General features: G+C 56.0%; 11 protein-coding genes. 4 read left to right on the top strand and 7 right to left on the bottom strand.

What is annotated here, in order from left to right:
- Positions 1 to 32 precede the first annotated feature (32 nt).
- Positions 33 to 2,645 carry an aminopeptidase N gene (pepN, locus tag NI40_RS07235; protein WP_039261596.1) on the bottom strand — a complete coding sequence of 871 codons (2,613 nt, stop codon included), beginning with the start codon at positions 2,643 to 2,645 and terminating at the stop codon, positions 33 to 35.
- A gap of 255 nt (positions 2,646 to 2,900) precedes the next feature.
- On the opposite strand from pepN, the gene pncB reads away from it, so the two are divergent.
- The 4 genes from pncB to aspC all read left to right on the top strand — a co-directional run bounded on the left by pncB (position 2,901) and on the right by aspC (position 8,812).
- A complete protein-coding gene (gene pncB / locus NI40_RS07230; RefSeq protein ID WP_039261593.1) occupies positions 2,901 to 4,103 on the top strand; it encodes a nicotinate phosphoribosyltransferase in 1,203 nt (400 codons plus the stop codon).
- 166 nt (positions 4,104 to 4,269) lie between these two features.
- On the top strand, positions 4,270 to 5,670 hold the full coding sequence (gene asnS / locus NI40_RS07225) for an asparagine--tRNA ligase (RefSeq protein WP_032658183.1): 1,401 nt from the start codon (positions 4,270 to 4,272) through the stop codon (positions 5,668 to 5,670).
- 606 nt (positions 5,671 to 6,276) lie between these two features.
- The gene (locus NI40_RS07220) at positions 6,277 to 7,437 is read left to right on the top strand and encodes a porin (RefSeq protein ID WP_039261591.1); all 1,161 of its coding nucleotides are present in this window, start codon (positions 6,277 to 6,279) and stop codon (positions 7,435 to 7,437) included.
- A 184-nt stretch (positions 7,438 to 7,621) separates the two neighbouring features.
- Complete coding sequence (aspC, locus tag NI40_RS07215) at positions 7,622 to 8,812, top strand: aspartate transaminase (RefSeq protein ID WP_033145106.1); 1,191 nt, start codon at positions 7,622 to 7,624, stop codon at positions 8,810 to 8,812.
- A gap of 49 nt (positions 8,813 to 8,861) precedes the next feature.
- On the opposite strand, the gene NI40_RS07210 is transcribed toward aspC, so the two are convergent.
- From NI40_RS07210 to mukF, 6 genes are all read right to left on the bottom strand, one after another.
- On the bottom strand, positions 8,862 to 9,509 hold the full coding sequence (locus NI40_RS07210) for an MBL fold metallo-hydrolase (RefSeq protein WP_023311009.1): 648 nt from the start codon (positions 9,507 to 9,509) through the stop codon (positions 8,862 to 8,864).
- Positions 9,510 to 9,529: 20 nt separating this feature from the next.
- A complete protein-coding gene (locus tag NI40_RS07205) occupies positions 9,530 to 10,081 on the bottom strand; it encodes a YcbK family protein (RefSeq protein WP_023311008.1) in 552 nt (183 codons plus the stop codon).
- Positions 10,082 to 10,255: 174 nt separating this feature from the next.
- On the bottom strand, positions 10,256 to 12,079 hold the full coding sequence (gene ldtD / locus NI40_RS07200) for a L,D-transpeptidase (RefSeq protein WP_039261590.1): 1,824 nt from the start codon (positions 12,077 to 12,079) through the stop codon (positions 10,256 to 10,258).
- 178 nt (positions 12,080 to 12,257) lie between these two features.
- Positions 12,258 to 16,709 (bottom strand): chromosome partition protein MukB, encoded by a 4,452-nt coding sequence (gene mukB / locus NI40_RS07195; protein WP_039261587.1) that lies wholly within the window; start codon positions 16,707 to 16,709, stop codon positions 12,258 to 12,260.
- Positions 16,709 to 17,413, bottom strand: coding sequence for a chromosome partition protein MukE (mukE, locus tag NI40_RS07190; protein WP_008499954.1), 705 nt, complete (start codon positions 17,411 to 17,413; stop codon positions 16,709 to 16,711). The genes mukB and mukE overlap by 1 nt, the downstream gene beginning before the upstream one ends.
- On the bottom strand, positions 17,394 to 18,716 hold the full coding sequence (gene mukF / locus NI40_RS07185; RefSeq protein WP_033145101.1) for a chromosome partition protein MukF: 1,323 nt from the start codon (positions 18,714 to 18,716) through the stop codon (positions 17,394 to 17,396). The genes mukE and mukF overlap by 20 nt, the downstream gene beginning before the upstream one ends.
- Position 18,717 lies beyond the last annotated feature (1 nt).

Raw genomic sequence — 18,717 nt, 5'->3', positions numbered from 1 at the left:
TTGCTTTTACCTGCCCACCGGGCAATTTTTTATTACGCTAAGGCTTTAGCAATCTTCTCGTACAGATCGCCAGACAGGTTCTCCAGCCCTTTCAGCTGCTCAAGCGCGGCACGCATCTTCGCCTGACGCTTCGCATCGTAGCGTTTCAGACGGATCAGCGGCTCAATCAGGCGCGACGCCACCTGCGGGTTACGGCTGTTCAGCTCGGTCAGCATTTCCACCATGAACTGATAACCGCTGCCGTCTTCGGCGTGGAACGCGGCCGGGTTGCTGCTGGCAAACGCGCCAATCAGAGAACGCACGCGGTTTGGGTTGCTCAGGGTAAAGGAGCGATGCTTCAGCAGGCTGCGCACGTTGCTGAGCGCATCGGCCGCCGGGCTGGTCGCCTGCAGGATGAACCATTTGTCCATCACCAGGCCATCCTGATGCCACTTGTCGTCGTACTCCTGCATTAACGCATCGCGGCACGGCAGTTCGGCGGCAACGCTTGCGCCCAGCGCGGCCAGGGCGTCGGTCATGTTATCCGCTTCGTGATACTGCTTGCTCACCAGGGTGTTCGCCAGCTCGGTTTCGCCAAACGCCAGATAGCGCAGGCAGGTATTGCGCAGAGAACGTTTACCAATGTCCGCGTGCTCAACGCGATAAGCGTCAAGCTTGTTGGCGTTATATATAGCCAGGAACTCATCGGCCAGCTCTGCAGCCAGCGTACGGGTCAGCGCTTCACGCACCGCCACGATGGCAATCGGGTCGATGATGTCAAACAGCTCGGCGATTTCAGTCGCTGACGGCAGGGTCAGAATTTCAGCGGCCAGGGCCGGGTCAATCTTCTCATCCAGCAGGATCGCGCGGAACGCGTCAGCCACATGGACAGGCAGCGACAGCGGCTGGCCCTGCTGATGGCGGTTTACGTTAAGCTTGATGTAGGTCGCCAGCAGGCTTTGCGCCGCGTCCCAGCGGGAGAAGTCGTTACGCGCGTGACGCATCAGGAACGTCAGCTGCTGATCGCTCCACTTGTATTCCAGCTTCACCGGCGCGGAGAATTCGCACAGCAGCGCAGGCACCGGCTGGAAGTAGACGTTATCGAAGATAAAGGTCTGCTCGGCCTGAGTCACGTTCAGCACGTGGTGTACCGGGTGGCCGCCCTTCTGGAGCGGGATGACTTTGCCTTCGTTATCGTACAGCTCAATGCTGAAGGGAATATGCAGCGGATATTTCTCTTCCTGCTCCGCCGTCGGCGGCGTGCGCTGGCTGATGGTCAGGGTGTACTGCTCGGTTTCCGGATTGTAATCGTCTTTGACGGTGACAACCGGCGTCCCGGCCTGGCTGTACCAGCGGCGGAAGTGAGAGAGATCGACATTAGAGGCATCCTCCATCGCCTGCACAAAATCGTCGCAGGTGGCCGCGCTGCCGTCATGACGCTCGAAGTACAGCTGCATCCCTTTCTGGAAGTTCTCCTCGCCCAGCAGGGTGTGGATCATGCGGATAATTTCAGCGCCCTTCTCGTACACCGTCAGGGTGTAGAAGTTGTTCATCTCGATGACTTTATCCGGGCGGATCGGGTGCGCCATTGGGCTGGCATCTTCCGCAAACTGCAGGCCACGCATGGTACGCACGTTGTTGATGCGGTTCACCGCGCGTGAACCCAGATCGGAGCTGAATTCCTGATCGCGGAAGACGGTCAGGCCCTCTTTCAGGCTCAGCTGGAACCAGTCGCGGCAGGTGACGCGGTTACCGGTCCAGTTGTGGAAATATTCGTGGCCAATAACGCGTTCGATATCAAGGTAGTCTTTGTCCGTTGCGGTATCGGTACGCGCCAGCACGTATTTGGAGTTAAAGACGTTAAGGCCTTTGTTCTCCATTGCGCCCATGTTGAAGAAATCGACGGCGACGATCATATAGATGTCGAGGTCATATTCGAGGCCGAAGCGCTCTTCGTCCCACTTCATGGAGTTGATGAGGGAGGTCATCGCCCACGGCGCGCGGTCAAGGTTGCCGCGGTCAACAAACAGCTCCAGCGCCACCTCGCGGCCTGAGCGCGTTTTGAAGGTGTCGCGCAGCACGTCGAAGTGCCCCGCCACCAGCGCAAACAGGTAGCACGGTTTCGGGAAGGGATCCTGCCACTGCACCCAGTGACGGCCATTCTCCAGCTCGCCTTCGCCTACGCGGTTACCGTTAGAGAGCAGGAAGGGATACAGGGTTTTATCGGCGATGATTTTGGTGGTGAAGCGCGCCAGGACGTCCGGACGATCGAGATACCAGGTTATGTGGCGGAACCCTTCCGCTTCACACTGGGTACACAGCGCCACGCCCGACTGGTAAAGCCCTTCCAGCGCGGTGTTGGCGGCTGGGCTGATTTCATTCACGATGCGCAGCGTAAACTGTTCCGGCAGGTTGTCGATGACCAGCTGGTTGTTTTCTTCTTTATAGTCTGACCAGGCTTCATCATTAATATGCAGGGAGACCAGCGTCAGGTCTTCACCATCCAGACGCAGCGGCACCGCAGTTGCGCTATGGCGCGTCACCTGGCTCACCGCCGTGACAACGGTTTTAGTGGCATCCAGGTCAAAAGTCAGATCGATTTCGCTAATCAGGTAATCCGGCGCACGGTAGTCGTGGCGGTATTTGGCTTGTGGCTGTTGTGTCATAGAAAACCTTATGCATCGTTTGTCGAGTAACGTTTCAATATATTCCTGTTGCGCAAATCGCGCTATGCAGAATGTTCATCTTTTCAGGGTCAAAACCTTTTTTTTGCTACATTTGTATAACACGGGGCACAAAATGCCCTCGACCATAAAACGCGCTTATGTTGTGATCGGGGTTCAATAAATCACTAAACAAGGTATACTCCGGAGTTGTTTATTGTACTAAACGCTCCTGTGAGAGGATGCTACTGCGCACCTATGACTCAATTCGCTTCTCCAGTTCTGCATACGTTGCTGGATACCGACGCGTATAAACTGCATATGCAGCAAGCCGTTTTCCACCATTACTATGACGTTCACGTCGCGGCGGAATTCCGCTGTCGTGGCGACGACTTGCTCGGTATCTACGCAGACGCCATTCGTGAACAGGTCGATGCTATGCAGCATCTGACGCTGCAGGACGAGGAATATCAGTGGCTTTCTGGCCTGCCCTTCTTCAAAGCCGACTACCTGAACTGGCTGCGCGATTTCCGCTATAAGCCGGAGCAGGTCACCGTGCTTAACGATAACGGCAAGCTGGATATTCGCCTTGAAGGTCCGTGGCGGGAAGTGATCATGTGGGAAGTGCCGCTTCTGGCGGTGATCAGTGAACTGGCTCACCGCTACCGTTCGCCGGAAAAAGGCGTCGAGCAGGCGATTGCCGCGCTGGAAAATAAACTCGCAGCCTTCTCCACGCTGACCGAAGGGCTGGACATGTCCCGCTTCCGCCTGATGGACTTTGGCACGCGTCGCCGTTTCTCGCGTGACGTTCAGGAGGCCATCGTTAAACGTCTGCAGCAGGAGCCGTGGTTCGTGGGCACCAGCAACTACGATCTGGCACGACGCCTCAGCCTGACGCCAATGGGCACCCAGGCACACGAGTGGTTCCAGGCGCATCAGCAGATCAGCCCCGATCTGGCTAACAGCCAGCGCGCGGCGCTGGCCGCATGGCTTGAGGAGTACCCGAATCAGCTCGGGATCGCCCTCACCGACTGTATTACGATGGATGCTTTCCTGCGCGACTTTGGTCCCGAGTTCGCTGAACGTTACCAGGGGTTACGCCACGACTCCGGGGATCCGGTTGAATGGGGTGAGAAAGCCATTGCCCATTACCAAAAACTCGGCATTGACCCGATGAGCAAAGTGCTGGTCTTCTCGGATAATCTCGACCTGGCGAAAGCGGTCGACCTCTATCGCCATTTCAATACCCGTGTGAACCTGAGCTTCGGGATTGGTACCCGTCTGACCTGCGATATTCCTCAGGTAAAACCTCTGAATATCGTCATCAAACTGGTGGAATGTAACGGCAAGCCGGTGGCAAAACTCTCCGACAGCCCGGGTAAAACCATCTGCCATGACAAAGCGTTTGTCCGCGCATTGCGCAAAGCGTTCGACCTCCCCTTGATCAAAAAAGCCAGTTAAGCGCTTACGGGAGCCTTTATGGCTCCCTTCTTCTTATTTATTTCTCAATTCTTCTCTTTTGACTGCGAAATTTACTTGTCTGATAGCGGATGGCAGGTAACATAGATATCCCCCCATAAGGGTGGACAAGTGTTTATTTTTTCCGACTATTAACAGAGAGAATATTATGAGCGTTGTGCCTGTAGCCGACGTACTCCAGGGCCGTGTCGCCGTTGACCAGGAAGTCACCGTGCGCGGATGGGTGCGTACCCGCCGAGATTCTAAAGCTGGCATCTCCTTCCTCGCCGTCTATGACGGTTCCTGCTTTGATCCTGTACAGGCCGTCATTAATAATTCTCTGCCCAATTACAATGATGACGTTCTGCGACTGACAACGGGTTGCTCCGTCATTGTTACCGGCGTGGTTGTGGCTTCACCGGGTCAGGGCCAGAGCTTCGAAATTCAGGCCACTGCGATTGAAGTCACCGGCTGGGTTGAAGATCCGGATACCTATCCGATGGCGGCAAAACGCCACAGCATCGAATATCTGCGTGAAGTCGCCCACCTGCGTCCGCGTACCAACCTGATTGGTGCAGTGGCGCGCGTGCGTCATACGCTGGCGCAGGCGCTGCATCGTTTCTTCGATGAGCAGGGTTACTTCTGGGTGTCTACCCCGCTGATCACCGCGTCCGATACGGAAGGTGCCGGTGAGATGTTCCGCGTCTCGACGCTGGACATGGAAAACCTTCCGCGCACGCCTGAAGGTAAAGTGGACTATGACAAAGACTTCTTTGGTAAAGAAGCCTTCCTGACGGTATCCGGTCAGCTCAACGGCGAAACGTACGCCTGTGCGCTGTCTAAGATCTACACCTTTGGCCCAACCTTCCGCGCCGAAAACTCCAACACCAGCCGTCACCTGGCGGAATTCTGGATGCTGGAGCCTGAAGTGGCCTTTGCAGACCTCGACGATGTCGCTGGCCTGGCAGAAGCCATGCTGAAGTATGTCTTCAAAGCGGTGCTGGAAGAGCGTCCTGACGACATGAAATTCTTCGCAGAACGCGTAGACAGCGATGCTGTAGCGCGTCTGGAGCGTTTCGTCTCTGCCGACTTTGCGCAGGTGGACTATACCGACGCGGTCGCGATCCTCGAGAAATGCGGTGAGACGTTCGAGAACCCGGTTTACTGGGGCGTTGACCTGGCGTCTGAGCACGAACGCTATCTGGCCGAGAAGCATTTCAAAGCGCCGGTTGTCGTTAAAAACTACCCGAAAGACATTAAGGCCTTCTATATGCGCCTTAACGAAGACGGTAAAACCGTGGCAGCGATGGACGTACTGGCGCCGGGCATTGGTGAAATCATCGGTGGCTCTCAGCGTGAAGAACGTCTTGACGTGCTGGACGCGCGTATGGAAGAGATGGGCCTCAACCCCGCTGACTACAGCTGGTACCGCGATCTGCGCCGTTACGGTACCGTACCGCACGCCGGTTTTGGTCTGGGCTTCGAGCGTCTGATTGCCTACGTTACAGGTGTTCAGAACGTACGAGACGTGATCCCGTTCCCACGTACTCCACGTAACGCCAGCTTCTAATCGGTAAAAGACTGAAATGGCCAGCAGATGCTGGCCATTATTTTATTCTGTTTTGTCAGTTTTCGTCAGCGCAAAGTCAGCGTCTTTAAACCTTCCCCCCGTCACAACCACTACCTGTTACGTTTTGTTTCCGCGAAATATCCAGCCACAAAAAATAAACCCCATTCTTATTGCGATTATTACACCCTTAGGCGATAGCACAAATTTCAACCACTTTTACAGCCATCCGGAAGGCCTTTTGCAGTCATAAGAAAAAACGAGCCGTTTAAGGTCTGTTTATACGAATCGCCTTTATCTCAATTAATCATAAGGAATTCATATATATAGGATAGGATTTGCTGTTTAATTCGCCAGGGTGTTCTGAAGTTTGAGATGGTTCACAAAGTTCCGAAAAATACATATTTGGTTACACATATTTTCTTTCGGTTACTTAATCTTGAGAATTGTAGCACTTTCAGGCTAGCGAAACGCTTCGCCGAATGGAAAGATGCCTGTCAGATACATAAAGACACCAAACTCTCATCAATAGTTCCGGAAATATTTATTGACAGAATTTATTGACGGCAGTGGCGAGTGTCATAAAAAAACCAATGAGGGTAATAAATAATGATGAAGCGCAATATTCTGGCAGTGGTAATCCCTGCCCTGCTGGTAGCCGGTGCAGCTAACGCTGCAGAAATCTATAACAAAAACGCTAACAAGCTGGACTTCTACGGTAAAGCTGTAGGTGAGCACATCTGGACCACCAACGGTGACACCAGCAACGAAGATACCACCTATGCCCGTATCGGCTTCAAAGGTGAAACCCAGATCAATGATCAGATCACTGGTTACGGTCAGTGGGAATACAACATGGACGCGTCTAACGCAGAAGGTTCTCAGGGTACTAAAACCCGTCTGGCATTTGCTGGTCTGAACTTCGGCGACGCGGGCTCTCTGGACTACGGTCGTAACTACGGCGCTATTTATGACGCGGCAGCATATACCGATATGCTGGTAGAATGGGGCGGCGACGCATGGGTTGCGACTGATAACTTCATGAACGGCCGTGCTTCTGGCCTGTTGACCTACCGTAATAAAAACTTCTTCGGCCTAGTTGATGGCCTGAGCTTTGCCCTTCAGTATCAGGGTAAAAACGAGCGCAGCAACGCTGTTGCTGCAACTTACACCGACAATGGTCAGCTGATCAACGTTGGCCGCGGCGGTAACGGCGCTAAAGGTAATGGCGACGGCTTCAGCTCCTCTGTTCAGTACGAACTGGGCGAAGGCTTCGCGCTGGCAGCGGGTTATGAAACTGCTGACCGCACCAACGAGCAGGTTGCCGCTGGCAACTCCGCTGATTGGGCAAGCGCAGGCGGCGATCGTGCGGAAGCATGGTCCACTGCAGCGAAATACGATGCGAATAACATCTATGCAGCGGTTCAGTATGCTGAAACCACTAACATGACGCGTGAAGCTGATAACAACTTCGCGAACAAAACTCAGAACATCGAAGCCGTTGTTCAGTACCAGTTCGACTTCGGTCTGCGTCCATCCCTGGGCTACGTCCAGTCTAAAGGTAAAGACCTGAAAGCACGCGGAACCTTCACCGGTGGCGATGCTGACCTGGTGAAATACATCGAAGTGGGTACCTGGTACTACTTCAACAAGAACATGAACGTGTACGCTGCGTACAAATTCAACCTGCTGGACGACAATGCCTACTCTGAATCTGCTAAGCTGGCAACTGACGACCAGGCTGCAGTTGGTATCGTTTACCAGTTCTAATCAGTACACCACTTTGTTATATGCTTAATGAACAGGGCTTCGGCCCTGTTTTTTTATGCGTGACAGAAAATAATGGCGACTTTTGAAAAGCCGCACGCTTTTCGTCGCAAACGGTTGGCATTTTGTAAATCTACCGTTAACCTGATAGCGGATTTCACTTCTGTAATCACAATGGAACTTCGTCATGTTTGAGAACATTACCGCCGCTCCTGCCGACCCTATTCTGGGCCTGGCCGATCTGTTTCGTGCCGACGACCGCCCTGGCAAAATCAACCTGGGTATTGGTGTATATAAAGATGAAACCGGCAAAACTCCGGTACTGACCAGCGTTAAGAAAGCTGAGCAGTATCTGCTGGAAAACGAAACCACCAAAAACTACCTCGGTATTGATGGTATCCCTGAGTTTGGTCGCTGCACCCAGGAGCTGCTGTTCGGTAAAGGCAGCGCAATTGTGAGTGACAAACGTGCCCGTACAGCACAGACCCCAGGCGGTACCGGTGCGCTGCGCGTGGCGGCGGATTTCCTTGCGAAAAACACCTCTGTTAAGCGCGTATGGGTGAGCAACCCAAGCTGGCCGAACCACAAGAGCGTGTTTAACTCTGCGGGTCTGGAAGTGCGTGAATATGCATACTACGACGCGGCAAACCACTCTCTCGACTTTGACGGCCTGCTGGCGAGCCTGAGCGAAGCGCAGGCAGGTGACGTGGTGCTGTTCCACGGCTGCTGCCACAACCCAACCGGTATCGATCCGACGCTTGAGCAGTGGCAACACCTGGCGAAACTGTCCGTTGAAAAAGGCTGGCTGCCGCTGTTTGACTTTGCCTACCAGGGCTTCGCCCGTGGTCTGGAAGAAGATGCTGAAGGCCTGCGCGCGTTCGCAGCCGTTCACCAGGAGCTGATTGTCGCAAGCTCGTATTCCAAGAACTTCGGTCTGTACAATGAGCGCGTGGGTGCCTGTACGCTGGTTGCCGCTAACGAAGAGACCGTCGATCGTGCGTTCAGCCAGATGAAATCGGTTATCCGCGCGAACTACTCTAACCCACCGGCGCACGGTGCGTCTGTTGTTGCCACTATCCTGAGCAACGATGCGCTGCGCGCTATCTGGGAACAAGAGCTGAACGATATGCGTCAGCGTATTCAGCGCATGCGTCTGCTGTTTGTGAACACCCTGGCTGAGAAAGGCGCGGACCGCGACTTCAGCTTTATCATCAAACAGAACGGCATGTTCTCGTTCAGCGGCCTGACCAAAGAGCAGGTTCTGCGTCTGCGTGAAGAGTTTGGCGTGTACGCCGTGGCTTCTGGCCGCGTGAACGTTGCTGGCATGACGCCTGACAACATGGCGCCACTGTGCGAAGCGATTGTCGCCGTACTGTAATTTGCGTCCATAAAAAAGCCTGCGTTGTGCAGGCTTTTTTTTATTCTGGTTACCAGACAGGCATCTCATCCTGAAGGAACGGATTATGGAGACGTTCGTAGCCCAGCGTCGACATCGGACCGTGTCCAGGGATAAACGTAACGTCATCACCCAGCGGCAATAACTTTTGTTTAATCGACTGGATCAGCTGCCCGTGATCGCCGCGCGGAAAATCGCTGCGTCCTACGCCACCTTTGAAGATCACATCGCCGGAAATCAGCAGACGGGACTGGTCATCAAAGAAGACGATATGGCCTGGCGTATGCCCAGGACAATGCAACACCTGTAAAGTCACATTCCCTACGTTAACGCGCTCTCCCTCGTTAAGCCAGCGATCGGGCGTCAGGGGCTGACACTCATCAAGGCCAAACATGCGGCTTTGGGCGGGTAACCCCTGCAGCCAGAACTCATCTTCTTTTTCCGGGCCGATCACCGGCACACCGTAGTGTTCAGCCAGTTCAGCCGCAGCACCTACATGGTCAAGATGGCCATGTGTGAGCAAAATCTGCATCAGCGTGACGCCGCTTGCTGCGACTTCCTGCTTGATTTTCTCAGCGTCACCGCCGGGATCGACAAGCGCGGCCAGTTTAGTCTGTTCGCACCAGATCAAGGAACAATTCTGGGAGAACGCGGTAACCGGAATAATACGATAGTTCATACTGCTCCTGTGTTTCGTTATTACCAGTGCCGAACCGGACCGGTATCAATATGCACAAAGTTGCTGCTGGGGTAATATCCTACACCACCTGCGCGCATAGATAACGCGGCTTTGCGAATATTGGCTAACGAAACGCCTTCAATATGGAAATCCATTGCCTGTCCCTTCGTGTGATAGCTTTTTTTCGCTACCCCGCGACTGTGGGCGCGCAGTTCATTATTGGTATCAATTGAACGATAGCCAGAAATGAGCTGAACCGGCCTGCTGGTGCCCAGCAGGCCCTGAAGGCGGAAAAGCTGATCAAACAGTCCTGGATCGATGGCTTTTATTTTATTCGCGCGGAAATCACGGAAAAAATGGTTAAGTCTTGCTAATTCATCCTGAATATAGCCTCTGCCATCGAAAAACTCCGCTTTTAGCGACTCACCGGTATGCAGGTTGTTGAGCGTTAAAACTCGCGGACGAGGTGTCGAGAGGGTGGCAAATGCTGGCGTCGGCAGGATGGCCGCTGCGCCAAGCGCAACACCACCTAACGCCAGCAGTTTGCGGCGATTAGCGTCAAATTTGTCCATGATAATCAGGTCTACAGGTAAAAGAAATCGTAATATGCTTAGCGCACGAAGGGCACCTTAACTGGCAAAACCAGGTACGTCAAGGCGCCCAACCCCAGTGAATATGCGGCTTACAGCGATATTGCCCCCTATTCACCCTAACTTACGACAATCATTTTTCCCGAACTGCTTCATTTACCTGATTAATTGTTCCGCTTTTGGCAAAATTTGTGCGCCGGATCGCGCGGTGAGATCATAATTGTAAATATCTGTACGATACTGGGTACGCCCGTCCTCACCCACAAATGCCGTCAGATAGTAAAGATTGACCGGAATATTGTGGCGAATATTCACGTAACGCGTATCCCCCTGCTTCAGGGCATCCGAGATACGCGTGTCGTTCCAGCCCGCATCCTGCAACAGCATATTGGCCAGCTCTGAGGCTTTGTTCACGCGCACGCAGCCAGAACTCAGCGCGCGCGTATCTTTCTGGAACAGATTGTGGTTCGGCGTATCGTGCAGATAGATCGCTTCTGAACTCGGCATATTGAATTTGTAGCGCCCTAAAGAGTTATGCGCTCCGGGAGCCTGCTGGAAGCGGAACGGCAGATTCGACGCTGTGATGGTCGACCAGTCGACCATATAAGGATCGATGGCCTCTTTACTGTTCCATCCACGCATCACCGTGTAGCCATGACGTTCCAGATAACCCGGATCGTTCCAGACCTTCGGCAGAATGTCTTTACGCGCCAGCGTCGGCGGCACGTTCCACGGCGGGTTAACCACCACGTTATTCAGCGCGCTGCTCATCATCGGTGTTTTACGATCCGGACGCCCGACAATCACGCGCGACGCCAGCACTTCGCTGCCGTTCTGGTAATAGACCAGGGAATATGCCGGGATGTTAACCATAATTCCGGTAGAGAGCGCTCCCGGCAGCAAGCGCAAACGCTGGATATTGAGCGCCAGCACCCCTGCCCGCTGCGCAGGCGATACGTTCAGCCAGTCGCGCGTCGTCTGGCCAATGACGCCATCGGCCCCCAGCCCCTGAGCGGTCTGAAACTGTTTAACGGCCGCAACCAGCTCGCGATCGTAAGCCGCGGGTTTGTTGCTCAGGGCAACGGCTTTCTTCTCTTTAACTGGCGCTGACGGGCTGACGGCGACGTTTTGTGGATCGTCACCCGGGAGAACAATCTTTGGCCCGCCGTCAAGAAGACCGGAACGCGTCAGGATCTCGCGCAGGGCGGGCACATCGCTGCTCCACTGCCCCGGACGCAGCGTCGCGGTACCGCGCATTTGCGGCCATGGACGCGTGTCTCCCACCAGCGCGAGGAGCGACTGGTGCAGAGTGGCATAGTGTGGATGCGCCGGTGCCAGGCTGGCAACAAAGCGCGGCAGTTCGCCATTGTCCAGCGCGAGCTGCCACTGGTTAATCACCGACAGCGCCGGCGTCGCCAGCTTGTACGGCTTATCGCTGTACAGCCAGCGGTTGCCATTGACCGGAATACCCGCCACGAACTGCAGGTAGCCCATCATGGCATCGGAAAGCACCACATCACGCGCCTGCCCGGTGACGGCAGGATCGGTTAACAGCTCAACCCACTTTGTAAACTGCGGCTGAAACCCTGCAATCGCGACTTCCGCCAGCTGCTGCTGGAAGGCGCGCACGGCATCGCGGTTTTCCCACATCGGTTTCATATCGCGGGCAGCATAGAGGAGCGTGAGCTGGTTGATATAGACAGGCGTGTAGCCTGACGGCAGCTCCGACTGCAGCTGCTGACTGAGCGATTCCGCGTCGATGCCTTCCGGCAGCGGTTTAATACCGGCCATGATAGCCGTCGCCGGAGACTGCTCCAGCGGCTGGGACAACGACGTTGGCTGCGCGCCTGTCGTTGCCGAGCTGTCAGTCGGCACAATTTCAGGCTCGTCGGCCTGGGCGGTTAACAGCGGAGCAAACATCACTGCCAGGCATAAACTCAGCGCAGACAGCTGACGACCACATTCTTTCTTTAGCAACATCCCTTGCCCCCTGTTTTCACGACATGCCCATCACGCTGGGGCTTTCTTTCATTATAGGTAGACGGCTAAGCTGTTGCCTTACCTTATGTAAAGAAGTTTAAAGATAACGCAGCCCCAAGCACAAGTTAAGTTTAAAAAAAAAGCGGCGCCAGTGCGCCGCTTCGGGTCAGAAGACGCTTCAGGAAGCGTCCGCCGTTGTTTCCGTCAACGACTCCGGCGGCTGCGGCGCAAAGCCACGCAGCCCCACAACGTGAACGTGCTCGCTGTTCTGGAACACCTTACGCACCAGTTTGTAGGTGGTGCCCTTCTCGGGGCTGATGTTCTCCGGCGCCGCGATAATGAGCTGCATATCGAGACGTTCACAAAGCTCGAACAGCGTGGCAATCGAGCGGGCATCAAGTCGCGCCGCCTCATCCAGGAACAGCAGTCGGCATGGCGAGATATCTTTGCCGCGCAGGCGGCGCGCTTCATCTTCCCAGCTCTGTACGACCATCACGAGAATTGACATGCCGGTACCGATCGCTTCACCGGTAGAGAGCGCCCCGGATTCCGCACGCAGCCAGCCGTCTGAGCCACGGTTTACCTCAACTTCCATTTCCAGGTAGTTACGGTAGTCCAGCAGCTCTTCACCGATGGTTTGTGGCGTACGCTGGCCCATATCAATCTGCGGGTTCAGGCGCTGATACAGCTTCGCCAGCGCTTCGGAGAAGGTCAGACGGTTGCTGTTGAACAGATCCTGATGCTGCTCGTGCTGCTCTGAGAGCACTTCCAGCAGCGTCGCGTGGGCCTCACGCACGTTGACGTTGAGGCGCACGCTGTTCACCTGGCCAAACGACACGCTCTGCAGACCCTGGTTCAGCTGGCGGATACGGTTCTGCTCGCGCTGAATGGTTTTACGAATAATGTTCGCCACGCTGCGGGAGCTGATCGCCAGCTTCTGCTCGCGGGAGGTCAGTTCTTCCGTCAGACGGCCCAGCTCGATTTCCATCTGTTCGATGGCTTCGACCGGATCGTCGGTACGGATGATGTCCTGACGAATACGCTCGCGCAGGTGCTGGTAAACCGCCACGAAGAACTGGATTTTACGTTCCGGACGTTTCGGATCCTCCGACATGCGCAGCACGTCGCGCAGGTGTTCGTTATCCGCCACCGCCAGACGCAGCGCACCCAGCGCCTTATCCGACATGGAGCGCAGCTCATCGGCAGAGAGATACGCCAGCTCGCGGCGGTGCAGAGGACGCTCAACGTTATTGTCTTTCACCATGCGCATCACCGCGCACCAGCCCGCCTTGGCGGTCACGACCTGCTCGCGCATTTCGTGATAGTCGCGTTCCAGCTTGCGCAGGCGACGGGTCAGGTTATCCATTTCGGCTTCGCAGAAGGTCAGCGCTTTTTCCAGCTGATTACGACGCGCGCGGTTATTGCTGAGCTGCGAATGCAGCTCGTCACGACGAATACGCGCGCGCTCTTCTGCCCCGCTGTCGGCACGAACGCCGATGTCCTGAAGCTCTTTCTGCAGGTCGTTTAACAGCTCTTTCTTGGTGTCGAAGGAGCTTTTCAGCGAGGCCAGCACCTGGTTGTACTGGTTCAGCTGAGCGGAATGGCTGCGCATTGCTTCGCGGGCGCGAGTACGTTCCGCCTCCGCCTGCTCAAGGCGCTGACGCAGTTTTTCGTTCAGATCGCTGTTACCGCTCAGCATTTCAGCCGAATCGGAGTAGCCAAAGTGGGCCCGACGCTGCACCACTTCCGTCAGGGCAAACGCCTGCTGACGCGCTTCGCGCTGCACCTGCTGCGACCAGGCATAATCTTCTTTTAACTGCTCGAACTGTTCCGGGTCGCTCTGCAGGACAGACACGACGGGCTCCAGCTTCGCCAGCTGATTGCCGTGCTGCTGAACGAAACGCGCGGCTTCCTGCGCTTCATCCAGACGCTCCTGGATCTCATCCACACGGTCAGCCAGCGTGTCATCCGCCAGCAGATTCAGGCGCGGCAGAATGCGGTTAAGGGCAGCGACGCCCTCTTTCGCCTGTTCAAACTGAACGCGACTCTGCTGGTTATCGCTTTCATGACTGGCAATCGCACGTTCCAGCTCGCCACGGCGGGTATTGAGCTTGCGGATTTCGGCTTCCGGATCCGCGTCAAACGCTACGGCGAGATGGCTGCCGATAAAGCGGCTGAACGACTGATGCAGACGCTGGGTTTTCTGCACGTCAAACGACAGGGTCGCAAAACGTTCAGACAGCGTTTCACGCTCGGCGTGCAGGCTCTCGATGCGGCTTTCGCGCGCGGCGCGGCCAAACAGCGGCAGCTCAGGGAAGCGGGAATAACGCCACTGGCGGTCGGCAATTTTCACCACCACCGCTTTTTCCAGCTCGTCGACGCTGAATACGCTGTCATCGAACGACTGCGGATCCCCTTCGATCAGGTAGAGATCTTCCGGGCAATCCTCCAGGCCGGCAAGCTGCTCAGAAATCAGCGACAGATCCGGGACCACAATCGCGTTGCGGGATGGACCGTACAGCGCGGAGAAGTACGGAGCATCGTCCAGGCCAACGTCGTCATAAATCTCGGACAGCAGCACGCCGCCAAAACGCTCCGCTAGCGCATTCAGGCGCGGATCTTCTGACCCGCCCGGCTGGCTTAAGCGCTCAATTTCTTCATCGACGTCGCGCTTGCGGGCGCCCACTTCATCACGCTCAACGATGGCTTCACGTTCGCGCTCCAGCAGCTGCTGCAGGTATTCGGTCACTTCCTGACTGGATTCGAACTGCTCGCCGCACTGCTCGCTGAGCTGGTTCAGGCTGCTTTGAGCCGCCAGCCAGACCGGCGCACGCTCCAGGAGCGTCTTCGAACGGGACTGAATCTGCTCCAGCTCCTGACGCAGGGTCATACGCTGTTCGCTGGCGTTTGATACGGTATCGGACAGGGCCGCAATACGCGCTTCCAGCTCCTGATGCAGGGCCTCAAGCTCGTCGAAATCGTAATTTTTCCCCTGACGCTTGCAGAATTCCGCCAGCAGACGCTCGGCTTCCTGCTGCTCGCGCAGGCGCTGCTCCAGCTCGTTCAGACGCATACGCAGCGGCTGAACCTGCTCGGCCAGATGGCGCTGGTTCACACCGTCGCGCAGCAGTTCACGGGCAACGTCCCAGGCTTCGCTTCGCGCCAGCGGGCCGTTAATCGCGACTACCAGCTGATAAGCCTGCTCAAACTGGCTGTGCGCCGTTTGCGCGACGCTCATTTTCTGTTCAAGGGAGAGCAGTTTCTCGGTGGCTTCCTGCTCTTTGGCCTGGAAGGTATCCAGCCATTCGTCGGCGCTGTCCGGCGTAAGGTCAGGCAGATGGCACAGCTCTTTCGCACGCTGTAATGCCTGCAGTGCCTGGGTGTACTGAATCGCTCGCGTTTGCTGCACGTCCAGCGCCTGCTGGTAATCGGCAAGCTGGCTTTTCAGCTCATCCACTTCCAGCTCGGCCGCTTCGGCACGGGCTTCGTTCTCTTCCTGCATGTCGGCGGCTTCAGCCACCACTTCATTCTGCTCTTCGAGACGAATCTGCAGCTCATCGAGGTCCGCTTCATAGCGCTCGATTTTTTCCTGCTGACGCAGCGCGGTCTGCACCAGGTTCAGGTGATCGCTGGCGGCCTGGTAATCGGCTTCCAGGTCGCCTTCAGCACCGTTGTGCTCGCCCAGCTCTCGCGCCATTTCAACGTGCTTGTACTGCTCGGCCACCAGCTGTTTACGGGAGGTAAACAGCTCGCGGCGGTATTCTAATGCCTGATCGACATGCACCCGGCGCTCGTTGGCGTGGCGCATGTAGTCCGCCGCCACGTAGTTGGTGGCTTCGCTGATCAGGTGTTTAAACAGGTCGCGGTCAGACTGGGTCACGCGAATCGCTTCCAGCGTCATGCGGTTTTCGCGCAGCGCCGCTTCCATATCCTGGAAGGCCTTACGCACGCCGCTGTTTTCCGGCAGCAGGTAGTCGCGCAGGGAGCGGGTAATCGCGCTGGAGATACCGCCGTACAGAGACGCTTCGATCAGGCGGTAGTATTTGCTACGGTCTGATGCGGTGCGCAGACGACGCGCCACCACGCCCAGATCGAACATCAGCGAGTGGTAGTCGGTAATTGAGTTGAACTGCTTGAACTGTACGCCTTCGATAGCTTCAAGCTTGTCCTTCAGCTCCTGCAGCGTCAGCACGCGCGCCTGGCGTTCGTTCAGGGTTTCCGTCAGCAGCGCCGTCGGCTGCACGGAGGTCGGCAGCCCCTGGATCGCAAACGGCTTGATATCCACTTTACGGTCGCGACCGGCGACCTGCTGCAGGCGCACGCCCACGACTACACGCTGATGACGGGAGTTGATGACGTCGAGAACCGAATAACAGACGCCGGCCTTCAGCTTACCGTGCAAGCCTTTATCACGGGAGCCGCTTGTGGCACCCGCTTCGGTGGTGTTACGGAAGTGAAGCAGCGTCAGATCGGGGATCAGCGCCGTGACAAAGGCCGCCATGGTGGTGGATTTACCCGCACCGTTACCGCCGGAGAGCGTCGTGACCAGCTCATCCAGATCGAACGTTCGGGCAAAGAAGCCGTTCCAGTTAATCAGCGTCAGTGAGCGAAATTTACCGCGTTCAATCATTACTCTTCCTCCCCGCTATCCGGCAGATTCTCTTCATGCTCGTCATTGAGCTGCAAATGGTTTTCCACCGGCATCGCTTCACCGTCGCGGATCATGCGGAGCTGCGCTTCACGCGCGTCATCGCCCGCGCGCACGTCGGCGCCGAAGCGGAAGACAGATTCCGTAATGCGGAATTTGCTGCTGTCGTGGCCCATAAACCAGACCATCCCCAGACGGCGCAGACGGTTCAGGGAAGAGCGAACTTTTTCCTGTAATTTCTGACGGTCAAGATCCGACCCCGTGGAGCGGTTGTTCACCAGCTTCAGCAGCTTGCTTTCATCTGCCAGCGTCAACAGCTCGTCGTAAAGTTCCTGCTGGGTGAAGATCCCTTCATTCGCCAGACGTTCCGGGCTGAGGTAGAGGTAGCAAAGAATTTTGCCAACCATCATATCCAGCTCGGAGAGCACGGAACGCGGGATCAGCGTCGTGGAGCGCGGACGCAGGTAGAAAAACCCTTCCGGCGCGCGGATAAGTTCCACGTTATAGCGTGCGTAAAACTCTTCCAGGTACTCCTGGAAGTCCATCAAAAAGGCGTGATTATCCAGCTCGTCTAATCCAATGTGACGACCGGCACGCAGCTGGCTGTCCAGCGCCGGAAATAACGGATTCGCCAGCGCCTGTGCCAGCTTAACTGGCATCACTTGTTCAATATTTGTCAATGACATGCGCCTGTACCTTGGCTCCGTAATCGTTGATTGGCTGCCACTTCGGCGGCAGGCCGGTGAAATCTGCTTGCGCGACGCCCAGGCGCACCGCCTGGTCTACCACAATGCGGGCAATGTCGAAGTGGCGCGCGCGTGGATATTGCGCCAGATAGTCGCGCACCACGAGCCCAAGATCCAGCGGCACTTGTCTGGTTTTGTAGACAGCGAGCTGTTCTTCGATCATCGCCGCAAGCTGCTCGCGAATTTCGTTAAATTCTTCGTATTCCAGATCCGGCGGCAGTTCACCGGTCACCTCTTCATCCCGCAGCGCCATCTCTTCGTCGCGCATATCCAGCAGACGATCGGCATTGGCGTAGGTCAGCGCCCACGGCGCATCGAAATAGGTCTGCACCGACTGACGCAGACGCTGAGCAAAGACGCGGTTTTTATCCATATCAATCGCGGTACGGATAAATTTATGCACGTGTCGGTCGTAGCCGATCCACAGGTCGATCGACTGCTGGCCCCAGCTGATTATGCGGTCAAGTTTGCTCTGCAGATCGAACACCAGGCGGTCGACAAAATGCAGATCGTCGTGCGCCAGCGTCGCATCCTGGATACGCAGCAGATTCGCCTGCAGCTTGTCCCCTGCGGCTTCCAGCGTATCCTGGAGCTCACGCAGAGTGCCGGAGGTTTCTGACAGCAGAAGTTCACAGCTGGAGATGGCCGCTCGCCAGTCTTTATTCAGGAGCTGGGCGATATCGTCTTTCACCTGCTGCTGCTGTTCGTCCATCAGGCGCTGGGTGAGATCGATACTGTCGAAAATCTCGGCCACCGAATATTTCAGCGGCGCGTAGACGTTACGGTGCCAGTGGAATTCGTCACCGTTTTCATCCGCCGCGTCGGCGGCGCGCTTAAGCTCACCCGCCACGATCGAGAGCTGCATGGAAAGACGCAGCGTGGAAAATTCACGCTGGCGGATGTAGTAATCGGTGATGCCGATGCCCAGCGGCGTCAGGCGATAGATGGCGTTTCCTTCCGCCTGCTCGCTGGTAAAGCGGTTCAGCAGACGTTGACGCACCATATCGTTGATTGCGTTGTTGGCACGCACGCTAATGGTTTCGCTGGTTTGCTCAAACGCATCACTGACATGGCGGAACGCATCCACCAGTTCACCCTCGCTCATTTCACCGTCCAGCCGTTCGCCGTTCAGCGTGGCAACCGCCAGCAGGAAAGAGAGTCTGTCTACCGGCAGCGAGATGGAGAAATCGTTTTTCCTGGCCCAGGCAACCAGTTCGGGGACTGTCTGGGAAAATTCACTCATA

Origin of the sequence: Enterobacter sp. E20, assembly GCF_000801755.2 — a bacterium.
Classification (GTDB): domain Bacteria; phylum Pseudomonadota; class Gammaproteobacteria; order Enterobacterales; family Enterobacteriaceae; genus Enterobacter; species Enterobacter asburiae_B.
Note: the sequence above shows the minus strand (reverse complement) of the source record. Positions and strands in the feature narration are given on the sequence as shown.